General features: G+C 36.5%; 11 protein-coding genes and 2 pseudogenes. 12 read left to right on the top strand and 1 reads right to left on the bottom strand.

Annotated features, from left to right (window positions below):
* The first annotated feature begins 12 nt into the window (after positions 1–12).
* Entirely contained in the window at positions 13–276 is a 264-nt protein-coding gene (locus tag I6N90_RS05245) for a hypothetical protein (protein ID WP_197934408.1), read from the top strand.
* Between the two features lie 750 nt (positions 277–1,026).
* Entirely contained in the window at positions 1,027–1,515 is a 489-nt protein-coding gene (locus I6N90_RS05240; protein WP_197934407.1) for a hypothetical protein, read from the top strand.
* A 438-nt stretch (positions 1,516–1,953) separates the two neighbouring features.
* Here the strand turns inward: I6N90_RS05240 and I6N90_RS05235 are convergent, their stop codons facing one another.
* On the bottom strand, positions 1,954–2,133 hold the full coding sequence (locus I6N90_RS05235) for a hypothetical protein (RefSeq protein ID WP_197934406.1): 180 nt from the start codon (positions 2,131–2,133) through the stop codon (positions 1,954–1,956).
* A gap of 97 nt (positions 2,134–2,230) precedes the next feature.
* Between I6N90_RS05235 and I6N90_RS05230 the strand changes: the two genes are divergently transcribed.
* From I6N90_RS05230 to I6N90_RS05195, 10 genes and pseudogenes are all read left to right on the top strand, one after another.
* Positions 2,231–5,818: a polymorphic toxin type 17 domain-containing protein gene (locus I6N90_RS05230; RefSeq protein WP_197934405.1), complete on the top strand. Its 3,588-nt coding sequence runs from the start codon at positions 2,231–2,233 to the stop codon at positions 5,816–5,818.
* Positions 5,819–5,833: 15 nt separating this feature from the next.
* The gene (locus I6N90_RS05225; RefSeq protein ID WP_232242539.1) at positions 5,834–6,175 is read left to right on the top strand and encodes a hypothetical protein; all 342 of its coding nucleotides are present in this window, start codon (positions 5,834–5,836) and stop codon (positions 6,173–6,175) included.
* A gap of 325 nt (positions 6,176–6,500) precedes the next feature.
* On the top strand, positions 6,501–6,629 hold the full coding sequence (locus tag I6N90_RS25040) for a hypothetical protein (RefSeq protein ID WP_269669425.1): 129 nt from the start codon (positions 6,501–6,503) through the stop codon (positions 6,627–6,629).
* A gap of 32 nt (positions 6,630–6,661) precedes the next feature.
* Positions 6,662–6,829 (top strand): annotated as a pseudogene (locus I6N90_RS25405) (hypothetical protein); the annotation flags it as partial.
* A gap of 179 nt (positions 6,830–7,008) precedes the next feature.
* Positions 7,009–7,257, top strand: a pseudogene (locus tag I6N90_RS25400) (RHS repeat-associated core domain-containing protein); the annotation flags it as partial.
* 593 nt (positions 7,258–7,850) lie between these two features.
* Positions 7,851–8,225 (top strand): hypothetical protein, encoded by a 375-nt coding sequence (locus I6N90_RS05215; RefSeq protein WP_197934403.1) that lies wholly within the window; start codon positions 7,851–7,853, stop codon positions 8,223–8,225.
* A gap of 240 nt (positions 8,226–8,465) precedes the next feature.
* On the top strand, positions 8,466–8,744 hold the full coding sequence (locus I6N90_RS05210; RefSeq protein ID WP_232242538.1) for a hypothetical protein: 279 nt from the start codon (positions 8,466–8,468) through the stop codon (positions 8,742–8,744).
* A gap of 161 nt (positions 8,745–8,905) precedes the next feature.
* Complete coding sequence (locus I6N90_RS05205; RefSeq protein WP_197934401.1) at positions 8,906–9,154, top strand: DUF1871 family protein; 249 nt, start codon at positions 8,906–8,908, stop codon at positions 9,152–9,154.
* 1,352 nt (positions 9,155–10,506) lie between these two features.
* Positions 10,507–12,126, top strand: coding sequence for a hypothetical protein (locus I6N90_RS05200; protein ID WP_197934400.1), 1,620 nt, complete (start codon positions 10,507–10,509; stop codon positions 12,124–12,126).
* Between the two features lie 76 nt (positions 12,127–12,202).
* Positions 12,203–17,440, top strand: a complete 5,238-nt coding sequence (locus I6N90_RS05195) for an RHS repeat domain-containing protein (protein ID WP_197934399.1) — start codon at positions 12,203–12,205, stop codon at positions 17,438–17,440.
* Positions 17,441–17,457 lie beyond the last annotated feature (17 nt).

The raw sequence follows: 17,457 nt of genomic DNA, 5'->3' as shown, positions 1-17,457 counted from the left end.
TGTTGTACTTCTATGTTTGATGATATTGACTTTTCACCTGGGATTGTTACTTATAATGGTACAGATGATTTGGATCAAGAAGATATTTTTCAAGTCATATATATTGACGGCAACAATTATACTCTCGACGTAGGCTGGTATCCTACTCTGTTTAAGGTTGTTGCAATTAAAGACTATGATTGGGACAATCCGGTATTAATGAGGCGTTGTACGGATTCGGATTTGTTACATGCGTTTGTTCAAGAATGCGCTGAGTATGTAAGTTCAATGATATAGTAGTTCTACAAACTGTATTTTCTTTTTAGTAGATTACAGGTAAGTCTACTTAGGAGGAATTTGTCTCGTATGTATATGGGGTTTGATGATTATCTATCAGAGCACATTTGTCAAAAAATATTCTTTCTTAGCCTGTGGACTGGTAGATTAGATTTGATTATTGTGCGGATAACGACCTTAATGATGAAGTCATCATAGAAAGCTTAGTTTTATTAGCTAGTTTAGATCATGACGAGTTAAAAGGAGGTATTTCGTTCGATTCCGAACAAAATACCTCCTTTCTAAATAAATCGATAGTATAGTAGATTTGTTATTATTAAAATTACTTATTCATACTTGAAATGAAGAGCATCAACGTACATTGTTCCTGCGGCGTCGTCCGCTGTTGCAATGTATTGCTGTCCTTTCGCTTTATTTAATAGCTCTACTTGCATAATAAATTTTCATATGAATCATTCATTTAGCAATTAATCTTAGGAAACTAATATTGTTTGAAAGTAGAAATAGTTTCATTGGAACTCATATAACGGAACAAGCTACTGTAAACGGAAGTGCTATTAGTCTGCCTAACTAAGTCTTCTTTCCAGTTAATCCGACATTATGAAATTCTTATTTTCTTAATACCATGTCAATCAACAATGCGAGGAGCTTGCTAATAATAAACCTAATATAATGTCAACTTAATTTATGTAATTATAGGAGTAATTCTTTTAAAGTCTGTGTTATTTAAATTAACGAGGTGATTAATTAATGAAAAATAAAGTTCTAATTTTAATGTTGATATTTTTAGTTTTTATTAGCGGTTGTATGGGGCAAGGGAATATGAGCAATAAACGACTTGTAGAGTCCACTTCTATTGTGACTGAGAAGTATATAAATGAGGCTGGTGAGTATGTTATTAAAACATTCAATAATGCAGGTGGCAAGAAGAATGAAGTATTAAAAGTGAATAACAAAAATTTATGGGAAAGTATGGATATTAATGATTATGTTACGTTTCGCTATGGAGATGGTAAACAAACATATATTAAATCGGTAAATAAAAAGTTAACATATGATAAATTAACCGGAAATGTAAAGGATACTTTTGAGAGTGATGGTAATTATTTTGTTGTTTTTCACTTCGATCAAATTGGAGAGGAACTTACGCAGCTTAATCAAAGTGCTTGGGAGGGCTTTGTAGTGGGGCAGAAAGTGGAATTCAAAATTGACGATCTTGGTTACCCTGTAATTAAATAAGAGAAGGTTAAATAACAACAGAAAATGCTTTATTCCAAATGTCCATTCAAATGGTAAAATCTAATAACTTATGTTATATGAAACGAATTAAACTTATTAAGGCCCCAAGCAACCACATTAGGGCGGGAAAAATCATCAAGGATTACTATACTCTTATTAATATTGAATGAAGTCTATCATTTAAAAGTTAAAACGAATACGTATAATGATAAGGCTATTTTCATATATATAAACGTTATAGATTAAATCAGTTTTTATAACTGCAAACTGTGAAAGGAGGTACTACGTTTGATATCGAACGTAGTACCTCCTTTCTAATTTTTAGCAGTTAAAATTATTAAATGTGCGAGCTTTTGTATTGATGGAGCAAAAAATTAAAATAAAAGCTAGTGTTGACTAAAATCGGTAGGGTAGGTAGTTTTATTGTTCATGGAATACTTATTCATACTTAAAATTAAGAGCATCAACATACATCGTCCCTGCTGCGTCCCCAGCTGTTGCAATGTATTGCAAAGATATTTTTGCGTATGAAGAGCCGGCAGGAGTTAGCCCATTGTTTTTCAAAGTGACATATTGTCCTGCAGTTAGTATAGATTCGGTCGTTCTTTTGTCTAACAATTGATTTGATGAGTTATAAAATTCGATAACTAGTTGTGCTTTCGCTTTATGTAAGAGTTCTACGAATCCGTATCCGTCGAATCATACTTTAAAATACTTGCAGTCTGTTACCGATGTAGCAGGTAGAAAAACGCACTATATCCATGATTTTGCAGAGTCAAAATTTACGGTTACAGGTAGAAGCGCACCCTACGCTCGTAACGACTTTGCACTAATTAAAGAGATTCATCATCCAACAGGTGCGAAGACTGCGTTTAAGTATGATTCTATACTACGAAACCCAAGCAGTGGGACAAAGCAAACACAATTTCGTGTGGTTGAACGTAAAGATGTGACAGAGTATACAGGTAGACCAAAAGTAGAAAGCAACATAAGTATGTTTGAATATCCAGGAGATCCGTATTCATCACCAAGCGAATACAGCTATCAAACGATTGTTTCTAACGGAGATGTAACTACAAGAGATTTAACGACAACGTTTACTTACAACAAAGTAAAGAGAGATAGCCAAGATAAGTTTTATAACGTAGAAACCGTGCAGAAGGGTGGTTCTACTGAACAAATCACCCAGCAAACGTATGACGAATACTACCGCCATCCCTATCCAATTAAAATAGTTTCGAAGAAGAGAAGTGGTGGTGCAGAGAGTTCAGCAGTTATTGTCAATCGTCAGTATGATCAATATGGGAATATAACAAGCGAAACGAACAATATGGGTGGAAGCACCATAACAACTTATGACCCAACCTTTGCCGCTCCTTTAACGGTGACAAGTAAAGTAGATGCAACTCAGCAATCGTTCACACGGATTTTACGTAACGAACAAGGATCTGTTGTCGATTCCAAGACTTACGCAAATACAGAAGGCGGTCCATTGCTACGCCATACCAACTTTGAGTATGATAGTTTTGGTAATTTTATGAAAGTAATCATTCACAACACGAATGGAAAGTCAGCGGTGTACAATTATTTGTACGGTCCGGAATATCAACATGCTTTTATGACCCAACAAGAAGTGGAAGTTACAAACGTTGATGGTGTAAGGACAAATATTGTAGAGAAGGCAACGTATGACAGGCTTACAGGAGAATTGCTTTCATACACGGATGGACTAGACCAAACAACATCATATACGTATGACAGTCTTGGTCGCACGACTTCGGTTAAGATGTCGAACCAATCGCAGGTAAGCTATATTTATAACGACAATACAAATCATATTGTGATTAAAAATACACACGGTGAAGAACAACAAGTATGGTTTGATCCACTTGGTCAAATCATACGAGAAACGCAAGGCCTTGGTGAAGTGAAGTATGGCTACGACGAACGGACGAGTAATTTAATATGGCAAGATGATGCTTACGACAATCGTACGATATTTAGTTATGATGCGTTTGGACGTCCAACGAAAACTACTTATGCCGATCAAACTTCTTCTAGTGTGGAATATGATGACTCTAGGCTTACAGTAACGGCAATAGATGCAGAACAGAATCGTTCACGCATTACGAAAGATGCCCTTGGCCGTGTAGTAATGGTTGAATCGTCGCAGAACAAACAAAACTATGTGCCGATTATAAAGAAGGAATACAATGAGTCAAATGCTGTTGTTGCATCAACAGACGGTAATGGTAATCGAACGACTTACAGTTATGATGCCCTGGGACAAATAAGTGCCGTAATCGATGCAGAGAAACAGATGACAAGTTATGAGTATGATAGACTAGGAAACTTAGTAACTACCATATATGGGAATGGGCAGTCTACTAAGAAAGAGTATAACGAAGTTGGACAGGTCATAAAGAACATCAATGGTACTGGTCAAATTCAGAAGATTTATTACGATAAGAATGGTAATGTAATCAAATCCGTTGATCGGAGTGGCGTTGCAACTGATAATATCTTCGACAACATGAACCAATTGATCTCGACGAAGACAGGTACTGATCAGGTGCAATATACGTACGACACGGAAGGCAAACGATTGACGATGACCGATCACCGTGGCATGACAAGATATGTGTATCAGCCTGTATCCGGATTCTTAACAGAGGTTCAGTACCCAGACAATATAATTGTGACCAACAGCTATGATCTTAACAAGAAGACAGGTTACAGGGTACCACAAGCCAATGTAGAAGTAACAGCTAATTACGATACAATGAACCGAATGAAGACGTTAGATGTATCAAATTATAGTGGAAGTACGAAKAAGATTAGCTATGGCTATAAGAAGAATGGACAGTTAGAATCACAGATTTACGATCAGTCTTTCACATCTAAACGTATGTATACGGATATGAAGATGACAGAATTAAGTTACACAAAGAATAAKACCGCTATGAATTCGTTCGAATATAGCTATGATCTTGCTAATAACATTACAAGTCGGAATGAAAACAATTATGCAACAAACTTTACGTATACACCATTAAATCAATTGAAGACATCAAGTGAGTTTGATGAAACATACACGTACGATTCACGTTATAACCGCGCCACAGTAGCAAGTACTAGAGAATTGCCTGTGCAAGAAGCACAGTACGAGTACGATAAGAAAAATCAACTAACAAGGGTATCTGGTACTCATAATCCAATAACGTATTCATACACAGGTGAAGGATTGTTGTATGAGCGAACAGAAAATGGAGTAACAAATCGATATTACTATGATGAAAACCAGTTGCTTCTAGCAGAAGCTACCGTCTCATCACATGGTGAGTCGCAGATGAACTATATGTACATCCACGATCTAAACGGACAGCTGATCGGCAGACATGATGTTGCAGCAGGAAAGATGCAATACTACCAGCTAAATGGTCATGGGGATGTTGTTGCTGTGGTCGATGAGCTAGGAAATAAGCTGAACGAGTATCGTTATGATGTTTGGGGCTTGCCACTAGAAGAGAGAGAAACGGTACCCAATATTCTCAAGTATTCAGGTGAATACTGGGATAAGACAACTAAGCTACAATATTTGAGAGCAAGATGGTATGATCCGAGCATGGGGCGCTTTATTAATGAGGATACGTATGAGGGTGAGTTGAATGATCCACTTACCTTGAACTTGTACACTTATGTGATAAATAATCCACTTAAATATATTGATCCATCAGGAAATAAACATCTCCTTCATGGTAGCGGTGGCGGTGGTGGCGGTAGAGCGATATATATACCAGCAAAGACGAAAACAACAAGTTCAAGTAAACCTGTCTCAGTACCAGCAAAAAAACCTGCTCAGACAACAGCAGAAGCTAATGCGAAAGCCCATAACGATGGTGAATCTTTAAGCAATGAAAATCTTGCAGTTAAGCAGAGTAATGCTAAGGGGAAGAGTGATACTGCGGATGCTTATGGTGGTTACTACCAGCGAAAAGAACAAAGGACAGTTGATTATCAAAATAGTGTGACAAATCCAATGACTAAGGCCCAATTACCAAACCAAGGAAGCTTTAGGTTTATTCCAGGCAATGAAGTCAAATTTGATAAAAGTCTAGGAGGCTATGTAGATAAGTTTGGGAACGTATGGAAGAAGGGGCAATATCATGGCAACCCTAATAAGAACTTTGATTTCGAATGGGATGTACAGTTGTCCGAAAAAGGGAAAAAGGAATGGGGCAGTTATTCGAAAAATGGAAAAAATTATATTAATGTAGCTCCAGATGGAACTATTTCGCATTAAAGTAGGGAGGTTCACATGTTTCAACTTAGCTTGTTTATAGAAACTAATTCTGATGATGAAGCATTAAAAGTTCTAAATGATGTAATACATGTATTGAATGGTGAAATAACATCGTATGTTTTGATTGAAAATGATCCTTATTGGAAAGTAGATGGTTGGTTTAAAACCACGTGTAACTTTGAATCTACACACTCGTTGGATTATCAACAGGCTGAGAAGATTTTGAGGAAAATATCTGATAAGTGGTCGTGGGATAAGGGGAAAACATCCGCCCATTCAAGTGTTAAAGAAATGGTAGCTGTTTTTTGTAATCTCAAGATACAATTTTCAACTTGTTGGTTTGAAGATTTCGAGTAACCTTTTACATTGATTGGCTTAGTACATTCAAGGCTTTTTCTATGGTGTGGTGGGCTACCCAGTGCCAAAGGAACCCATCATTCAACCAATAACACATTTAACCAATCTAATAGACGTATCAAGATTTCGTAATTTTGTTTGTACTCACATCAATTGCTTTAATTTTTATAAACTGAATAACACTATTGCGTTGCATTAAGCAGGTCGATTATGGTCAGATACCACCATGATTGATCTGTTTTTTGTTTTCTTCGTTTTATTACGTTTCTTTTAAATATACTCGCAAATGTCAACTACGTCGCCTCGATAGAAGAACGATAGTCTGGTGACGACCAGTTTACATAGAACAGGCAAGGTAACGCTTAGGCTAGCTGACTTCCTGACTTCAAATCCGCCGGGCGGTGGTACACCAATCGAAAAGGAAGGTACATCAATTGAAGACAAGAACAACTGATTTCTGATTAATTAAAAGTGCTAAAGCTGCCAATGCGTACATGGACGAGGTTTCCAAGGAGAGTAACTTTACTGAGAAGTATAAGAGATTTACCATTTTGCCGCAAAAGCTTAATCGGTTTTACACTCTTAGTGTATGAGAAGCTGATTTGGGTGGATATTATCACCTATAAGAGCGACAAGAATCAGTATTACCCCACCATTGACAAGATTGCTAGAAATATCGGGTGCAGTTCAAAGTCGGTGGAACGCCATATCGGGGGAATTAGAGGATAAGAGCATGATTCTAGCAAGTTAGTTCCTCAAGAACAATACATATTACCTACCGAATTATATACATTGCCATCCATACTTGCTGATATCTGAAAAACACATGAGTTTATCGTTATGATGTTTGGGGCTTGCCACTAGAAGAGAGAGAAACGGTACCCAATATTCTCAAATATTCAGGTGAATACTGGGATAAGACTACTAAGCTACAATATTTGAGAGCAAGATGGTAGGATCCGAGCATGGGGCGCTTTATTAATGAGGATACGTACGAGGGTGAGTTGAATGATCCACTTACCTTGAACTTGTACACTTATGTAATAAATAATCCGCTTAAATATATTGATCCATCAGGAAATAAACATCTCATTCATGGTAGCGGTGGCGGTGGCGGTAGGGCAATAACTATACCAGCAAAGACGAAAACAACAAGTTCAAGTAAACTTGTCTCAGTACCGGCAAAAAAACCTGCTCAGACGCAAGCGGAAGCTAATGCGAAAGCCCATAACGATGGTGAGTCACTAAGCAATGAAAATCTTGCAGCTAAGCAGAGTAATGCTAAGGGGATGAGTAAACCTTCATCAAATTTTGCTGATCGAACACTTCTTGAAGGGCATTATGACAAACATAAAGGAGAATTTAAAGGTTCGTATAAAGATGCTGATGAGTACCTCCGTGGGGCAAATGATGTAATAAACGATGGTACTAAAGTTCAATACGAATATAAATTAAAGAATGGAACGGTCGAAACAAGGACGGGGTATGTTAAATTTATGGGTAACACCCAAAAAGGTGAAGCGAAATTTGAGTTTGTTGGTACAAATAATAATGGAAATATAACAACCTATCATGTAAAACGCGGAGAAGATGTATGGAAATTGTTGAATGGAAACAAGCATGATAAAACTATTAACCCGTTAGAGTAGAAAAGGAGGTATTCCCCATTCAGTATTTGGCAAAAGTTGTTGAAATGAGTCCAATAATTGAAGAAGAGGTTACGCTTGAAATTGATGGAATTGAGATAGTTACATTTGCAAATTTATGTCCGTTTGAACTCATTGTAGGGGAAGTTTACCAGATTGAACTTGATTTGACCATACTTGATGAATTTATTATCAAGAAAGTGGACTGGGAAGAGTATAAGATACATCAGGAGGGCAATGGTTTATCTTACACCCTACAAGGAAAGCTAGATATTGATAATAGAGCCTTAGATGCAGGTGGTATTACTTTTGAAATTGATAGTGAGTTTCTAATGGATTATGGTTATCTGCATGAACAATATGTTCAAATTAGAGTAAATCGTATAACCGTCGATTTTTTGTAAGATCAAAAGCTGGAACTTTGATTGACTTTGTGTCTTCAAGGTTTCTTTTTTTTTGGAGGAGATAGGTGACGAATGAATCCAACATTCAACCAATAATACATATTAGTGGATGTAAGAGGCAAGGGAATATGAGTAATAAACGACTTGTAGAGTCCACTTCTATTGTGACTGAGAAATAAATAAATGATGTTGGTGAGTATGTTATTAAAACACTTAATAATGCAGGTGAAAGTAATAAAAGTGAGTAACAAAGAATTATGGGAAAAGGTGGAGATCAATGATTTTGTTACGTTTCGCTATGGAGATGGTAAACAAACATATATTAAAACGATAAATAAAAAGTTAACATATGAGAAATTAACCGGAAAAGTAAAGGATACTTTTGAGAGTGATGGTAATTATTTTGTAGTTTTTCACTTCGATCAAATTGGAGAGGAACTTAAGCAGCTTAAAAAAAGTACTTGGGAGGGATTTGTAGTAGGGCAGAAAGTGGAATTCAAAATTGATGATCTTGGTTAACTTGTAATTAAATAATGAGAAGGTCAAATAACAACAGAAAATTATTTATTTCAAATATTCATTAAAATGGTAAAAACCAATGACCTATGTTAAATGAGATGAAGGGATGCAGTCAATAGTAGATACATTATACGCTGAATAACTTAATGAGGAGACTATATATGAATATTTCATATGATAAAGTCGAAGATGTTATAAACAAATGGGATCCGATAAATTTGTTTCCTTTATTTCCTCCTGATGAATATAAGAAAGAAATTGATTTTATTGCAAATTTCACGAAAAAATCTAATGACACAAAAGAAATTGCTAATTATATTTATGTGATATTCACTGAACATTTTGGTGAAACCGTATTTGATAAGGACAGAGATGAATGTCTTACGATAGCTAACTCATTATTAGAGTAATGGAAGTGACCTTGGAGATTATCTTCAAGGTCTTCTTTCTTACATTTCGTACATTTCAGTGTAAGTATATTATTTAGTCACAAACTAAATAATCAAATTATTACTACATTTCCAAAGTAATTAGGAGAATTGTACTTTAATGTGTTAGGAAATATGAACGAAAAATATGTACACAAAGTTGATTGTTGCGATGCGTGAGAGCAAGGATGGATAAAAAGAGGAATAGTGTTAGTGATAAAATAATATTAAAATGTTCGTAGTGTTTTGCCGAACTTGAAAGTTACTACAATATTAATAAAAAGCAATTAAGGGTGACATTCATTTTTCACCACTATCATTAACTTAAAAGAAAAAAGTTTACAATAATCTATGAGGTATAGTTATTAAGGAGTCGGAAGATTATCAATTGGTTAGAAATAATGGCGTAGTTATTAAAATATGGTCTTGAGTAAAAAGGATATTTATTTAATGTTTTTGCTAATGATCTTAAGTGATTTATTACTTAAGGTCTTTTTTTATATGACTTAGTACCTGATTAATCGAGCGGATACGAAAAAGTTTTGTTCTCATTATCTTTGTATATAATTTTATCCCCGAAGTTTACATTCATGCATTGGTAAATGCTATACAGACGATACACCTATTATTTTAATTGCATCTATAACCGCACTTCTAGAAATCTCCCCGCCTAGTACTGAGAAAAATAGAGAACCCACACAATTAATAGAAGATAGATTTAATGAACTTTCTGAAATCATAAGTTCTTCTCCTGAAATTACAAGAATAAGTTCCAGATTCATTTATTCCTATTAGATTATATGGTCATCCAAGTATGAAGTATGTTTGTATATGGTGTTGTGAAATTATTGAAATATAAATGTTATAAGATTCTAAATTTGAATTATGGTTAGTATTGAATATCATTTTGTATTAATTTTTTATTTGCAAAAAGGCAACATTTTATTCATAAAAAATCCAACTATTATCAATTTTATAATATTTGTTACAGTTAATTTGTTATGTAGTATGATAGATTCGCTTAATTCGACATAATTTGACACAGTTCGTCAAAATCTCTTACTGATTTTGTGTCTTAACATGCTATATAGTAATAAAGCTGTTTGTTAGTTTACTCCTTCTTTGAAGTAATCACGTTGATATGTGATACAGAATTAAACAAGCTTTTAGGATGAGAAATAAATGATATCATCAAAAAAATGATCATTATTTCAGCATTTATCAAACGTTGCTAAAGCAATGACTGCAATCATTCACTTTATTATCAGCGCAACAAATAATGATGCTGTTGGATATAGCTATAAGTAAGCATTGGAGATAGAAAGGGAGATATTATGCAAAAATCATTTAGATTACATATTGTACTTATGATTTGTTTAGTGTCAATCGTGTTGTTGCCACACAGTGCGTTTGGATGGAATGATGTCCATTATCATTATGATGCGAGTGGGAAATTAATAAGAGTGGTGAAACAGTCAGGTCAAGTCATGTTTATGAACTATGATAACAATGGCAATTTACTTTCCAAAGCTGATAAACTACGGCTCTCTTTAAGAGATTCAGATTTCGAAAATAGTGTTGGAAGCTGGATGATAAACAATGGTGTTAATGGTAAGTCTGAGCTGGATTTTCAAAAAAGTGTTGCGGGAAAAGGATCGCTTAAGGTAAAAGTAGCTACTGGAGGCGATCAATATCAGTATTTTGGTCATTCCTATCAATCAGATATTGCAGGAAAACGATTTACTGTAAATCTGTCTATACGAACAGAAGCGCTAATCAATAACGAAGTTAGATTACGCTTGTACTGGTCTAAAGGTTCTGAATGGATATGGTCAAATGTCGTTGATTCAACTCGAATCAGCGGAACTACTGAGTGGACCAAGTTATCCGTTACGGGCGTTGCTCCATATGGAGCAGATGGCTTAGCCGCTTTGGTAGTTCCAGAGAACAAAAATGGGCAAGGTCATTATTGGATTGATGGGTTAGAAATGTTTGAAGTGTATGAAAACGCTAAGGAAATAGCTAACCCTAGCTTCGAATCAGGAGTGAATAACTGGGTAATTTCTAATGCCACGAACGGTAACGTCGAAATAGATAGCAGTACCAAAACGACTGGTGAAAACTCCTTAAAAGTTACAATTGCAAATGATGGAGATCAATATCAATACAACAAAATTACATTCCCACAGAGCATTGAGGGCAGAAAATTTGAGGGTAGAGCCTACATACGCACAAAGGATTTAAGTGACAACGATGTCCGATTAATGATGTATTGGTCAGATGATAAGGACTGGATTTGGGTAAATGTAGTTGATTCTCAAAGAGTTAAAGATAATTCGGAATGGACTCAAGTTACAGTAACTGGGACAGCCCCACATGGAGCCAAAGCGGTTTCGTTAATGGTAGCTCCAGAGCACAAAAACGGGAAGGGAACGTATTGGATCGATAGTTTTGAATTATTTGAGAGACATTCTAATCCAGTCCCTCTCTATAACTCTAGTTTTGAGGATGACACTAACCATTGGCAAATTAGTAATGCAATCGGAGGAAATAGCGCTATCGATCAAAGCACTTCTCATACCGGTAGCCATTCTCTGCGAGTAAATGTAGCAACTGGGGGAGATCAATATCAATTTGCAACTCACCCTGGTGCTTCTAAACTGCACAATCGAAAGTTTATAGCGTCTTCCTATATTAAATCCGAAAATATTAGCGGGCAAGGAATAGAGTTAAGACTGTACTGGATTGATAAAAATGACCAAATCATGACGGAGTTCAATGTCTCTTCAAGTGAGAGGGTAACTGGAACGAGTGATTGGAAGAAGCTTGAGGCAATTGGTACTGCGCCCGAAGGAGCGATGAAGATGTGGGCGCTTCTAGTTCCATTAGAGAAAAATGGACAGGGGTCGTATTGGGTCGATAGTGTAAGTATTGATGAGGTTTTGTCTAAGTAGTTGATTAATGTTTCTAAATTTAACAGTAACAAATTAATGAACATTATAAATTTTACATGTGAGGGAGTATTGCAAGATGAAAAAGATAGTTTGGACTCTTATTATCGTCATGTGCTTGGAGCTAGTGCTGCCTAGTCTATCAGGATTGCAACAAACAGCAACAGCACAGGGGGCACAGCAGGCAGCGAAGCAGGTAAGCGAGCAAGGAGAACTTCTAACAATTGATAGTTTATCTACGAAGTATAACGTATCTACTTCTGTTATTATCGAGTTGCTGAACCAAGATTATACGCTACAAGAACTTTTGGCAGCACTAGAAGTAAATGCGGATACTGCTGCGTTATCGGAAACACTAAAGCAATTATACCCTGAAAAGTGGGAACTAAATCAGAAAGCTACAGTTACTGATGTAACGTACACTATTAATCATGGAATTTCAATAACGTTAAGTAACTTTGAGGAAGAGATTAATTCAGAGCACGGTGAGAAGTCAGTGACTGAATCTGTTTACAGATTTTCGATGAGAAGTATACCCGGGGACGGTACTTCATATGATTATTTGGGAGTCAATAATCAACACGCTAAACTGGACCAAGCCCCATATAGTGTAAGTGCAGGTGTAGAAAATATATCAACGCTAGATGGATCGCTGAATCTGAAGGAAACGGATATCGGGATTCCCGGTCGTAACGGTCTTTCGTTCAACTTAACACGTTCTTATAACAGCAATGCATCAGAATATTATGATAAGTACGCGGCAGAGGTAGCAAGGTGTTTAATAGATTTTAGTCCTAATTACAAAATAAAATCTAAGGAGCACATTTCTGGAGATATTTACGTGGACCTTCCGGAAACTACCACCACATATGTGGGTGATGGTAAATTTTTTTTTATGGGAGAGAAAGTAATAGCGCCTCACAGATTTGTTTTGTATGATGTAGCTGGTTATGATATTAGTGAAACACTGAATAGTCTTAACTTAGATGAAAATATAATGGTAAAAGATTATTATGTCCCTGCACCAAAACTTGGCAAGAATTTTTATTTAGCATTATATCCTAAAAAAAATTCAGTTTCGTATAATACTACACCCGATTGTAGTTCTCGTGGTTATGATTCAAGAACTAAAGTTGATGTTATGGATAGTCGAACACAATTAGGCAAAGGTTGGTCTTGGGACATTCCATATATGATAATAGAAGATCCATTTAGACCGTATGTATCGATGCCTAATGGTGGTGGCGTCTACAAAGTTGGTAGTGATAAAAAATTAGAAAATTATCCATGGAACGACGTTACATTTGGCATAAATAACCAGAAGGTATTTAACGGTGTGCGTACCTACTATGAGTTAACCTTTAAGCAAGGCATGAAGTATTATTTTACTAATAAAGGTAATTTGATACGCCAAGAAGATGCGTATGGCAACTACTTAGATTATAAGTATCACTATTGGGGAGATACAGAATACAGTTTAGAGAGGGTAACAGATCCACTTGGTAATTCGATTACGTTAACGTATTCGGGAGATCAGATTATAGCTTCGAACGGGACGGATAAGGTTGTCTATCAGACTGGCACAATCCCGATTCCGAATCCGAATCCGTATCCGTCGTATCATAGTTTAAAATACTTGCAGTCTGTTGATGTAGCAGGTAGAAAAACGCACTATATCCATGATTTCGCGGAATCAAAGTTTACTGTAACAGGTAGAAATGAACCTTATGCTCGCAACGACTTTGCACTAATTAAAGAGATTCATCATCCAACAGGTGCGAAGACTGAGTTTAAGTATGATTCTATACTACGAAACCCAAGCAGTGGGACAAAGCAAACACAATTTCGTGTAATTGAACGTAAAGATGTGACAGAGTATACAGGTAGACCAAAAGTAGAAAGCAACATAAGTATGTTTGAATATCCAGGAGATCCGTATTCATCACCAAGCGAATATAGCTATCAAACGATTGTTTCTAACGGAGATGTAACTACAAGAGATTTAACGACAACGTTTACTTACAACAAAGTAAAGAGAGATAGCCAAGATAAGTTTTATAACGTAGAAACCGTGCAGAAGGGTGGTTCTACTGAACAAATCACCCAGCAATCGTATGATGAATACTACCGCCATCCCTATCCAATTAAAATAGTTTCGAAGAAGAGAAGCGGTGGTGCAGAGAGTCCAGCAGTTATTGTCAATCGTCAGTATGACTATTATGGTAATATAACAAGCGAAACGAACAATATGGGGGGAAGCACTCTAACAACCTATGATTCAACCTTTGCCCTACCACAAACGGTGACAAGTAAAACAGATGCAACCCAGCAGTCGTTCACACGTTTTGTGCGTAACCCTTATGGATCCGTTGTAGAATCTAAGACTTACGCAAATTCTGAAAATGGTCAACTATTACGTCATACCAACTTTGAGCACGACGGATTTGGTAATGTTACGAAAGTAATTGCTAACAACAATAATGGAAAATCAGCGGTGTACAAATATTTTTACGGTCCTGAATACCAGTACGCTTTTATGACACAACAAGAAATAGAAGTTACAAATGTAGATGGACATAAGACAAATATCGTAGAGTCAGCTAAGTACGATCAGTTAACAGGTCGGTTGCTTTCATATACGAATGGTCCTGATCAGACAACATCTTATACCTATGATCGTCTTGGACGTACAATCTCTGTTACTTTACCGAACAAAAAAGAGCAAACTTTTGTGTATAACGATAGTACAAACCACATTATAGCTACAAATACACTTGGTGAAGAGAAAGAGATTTGGTTTGATCCACTTGGTCGGAAGGTTAGAGCAACAGAAGGCAAAGGTGTCGTGAAATATGGGTATGACGAACGGACTAGCCGTTTATTATGGCAAGACGACGCATATGACAATCGTACAGATTTTCAATACGATGCATTTGGGCGCGTAACAAAGACCACATTCGAAGATGACACCACTTCTTTTGTGAAATATGATGATGTAGGTCTAACTGTAACCACAGAGGATGCAGAAAAGAACAGTATGCGTATAACATCAGATGCCCTTGGCCGTGAAGTGATGATAGAATCGCTACAGAACAAACAGACATATGTTCCTATTCAGAAGAAAAGATACAATGAATCAGGGGCAGTTATTGCTTCAATTGACGGAAATGAGAATGAAAGTATCTACAGTTATGATGCTGTAGGTCAATTGATTGCTGTGACTGATGCGGAGAAACAGACGACCAACTACAAGTATGATATGCTAGGAAACCTTGTAAATACGACAATTGGCAACCAACAATCAACAGAGAAAGTATACAATGAAATTGGACAAGTCATTAACAGCATCAATGGTACTGGACAAGTCCAAAAGGTTTATTATGATATTTATGGTAATGTGTTAAAATCAATTGATCGAAGTGGTGTAGCAACTGAAAATGTCTACAACAACATGCACGAATTAATTAAAACAACGACGGGTACTGAAAAGGTAGAGTACACATATGATACAGAAGGCAAGCGCTTGACGATGACGGACCATCGTGGAACGACAACCTTTACGTATCAGCCTACATCAGGATTCTTAACCGAGGTCAAGTATCCTGATGGAGTAAGTCTGGTTAATAGCTTTGACGACAATAAAAAAACAGGTTATGAGCTAATCTCACCTCAGGCTAATGTAAAAGTGACAGGCGATTATGATAAGATGAATCGCTTGATAGCGCTAGGTGTGTCAAAAAGTGGCGAGGCTGCTAAAACGATTAGTTATGGTTATTTGAAGAATGGACAGTTAAAAACGCAAGTTTACGGGGAGTCATTCACTTCGGATCGTCAATTTACAGATGTGAAGCTGAAACAATTAAAATATGTAAAAAACAATGCAGCAATGAATACATTCGAATATACCTATGACAATGCAAGCAACATAACACGTCGGAATGAAAACAATTACGAAACGAACTTTACGTATACGCGATTAAATCAACTAAAGACCTCCAGTGAGTTCGATGAGAAGTTTACGTACGATGAGCGTTATAATCGCTCAACCTTAGAAAGTACAAGAGAAGTACCGATGCAAGATGTGCAGTATGAGTACGACAAGAAAAATCAATTAACGAAGGTATCAGGCAGTCATAATCCAGTAACCTATTCGTACACGGGTGAAGGATTATTATATGAACGAACGGAAGACCAGGTAAAGAGTCGTTACTATTATGATGCAAACCGTTTATTGCTTGGAGAAGCTAATGTCACTGCAGATGGCAAATCGCAGATGAAGTATGTTTATATCCACGATCTAAACGGGCAACTGATAGGCAGACATGATGTTATGGCTGGCAAGATGCAATATTATCAGTTAAATGGACACGGTGACGTTGTTGCATTGGTAGATGAACAAGGTCAGAAGTTGAATGAGTATCGCTATGACATCTGGGGATTGCCTCTTGAAGAGAAGGAAACTGTGCCGAATATCCTCAAGTATTCGGGCGAATATTGGGACAAGACAACGAAGTTACAGTATTTGAGAGCAAGATGGTATGATCCGAGTATGGCGCGGTTTATTAATGAGGATACGTATGAAGGGGATATAGGTAATCCATTAAGTCAGAATTTATACACATATGTGCATAATAATCCTCTTCTTTGGCTGGACCCTACAGGTCATTGGATTGAAGGTTTTGATAATCAATTATCAGATGGAGATCAAGCTAAAATCAAGCAACTTACAATAGACTATGATAATGCTAAGGGGAATAAAGCACTTCAAAATAATATTCACGGAGCAGCTCAAAAAATTCGAAAGGATCATTTTATTGCTGTAGCCAACCAAGTTAGGAATGGGTTAAATGACGATTTTGTTGAAGCAATTGCTGACGCTGTGCCTAATCCAAGAAGTGCTATAAAAAAAGCGTCGAAGTCGCTCATGAAAATGTTTGTTAAAGGAGCTGATGATGACGTAAGGTTTCTTTACAGGAGATCAGATGAAACTGATGCCCAAAGTATGACAGCAGAACATAAAAATGTACTTAAGAAGAGGAATGGAACAATGCAACCGAAAGGTAGAGATGATAAGGCATTATCGTGGTCGACCAATATGATGATTCCTGGATGGGTCTCTACCGCTGAAGCTATCAAAGCTACAGGTTTATTCAATGTTGTGTTTGATGGCAATGGGCATGTTTCAGTTGTTCCGACTGAGGGAGCTCAAATTGCATTTGGAAATATGGGAGATTGGAGAAATAGTTATGATAACGCGAACAGCAATCGTCATTTTTATACTGCGATTCTGATGACAGTTAGCATTAAAGTAAATTAAATTGTAGAAGAGGTAGA

Origin of the sequence: Paenibacillus sp. GSMTC-2017 (assembly GCF_016019935.1) — a bacterium.
In the GTDB taxonomy this organism is placed as follows: domain Bacteria; phylum Bacillota; class Bacilli; order Paenibacillales; family Paenibacillaceae; genus Pristimantibacillus.
This window is presented reverse-complemented; position numbering and strand designations above follow the sequence as displayed.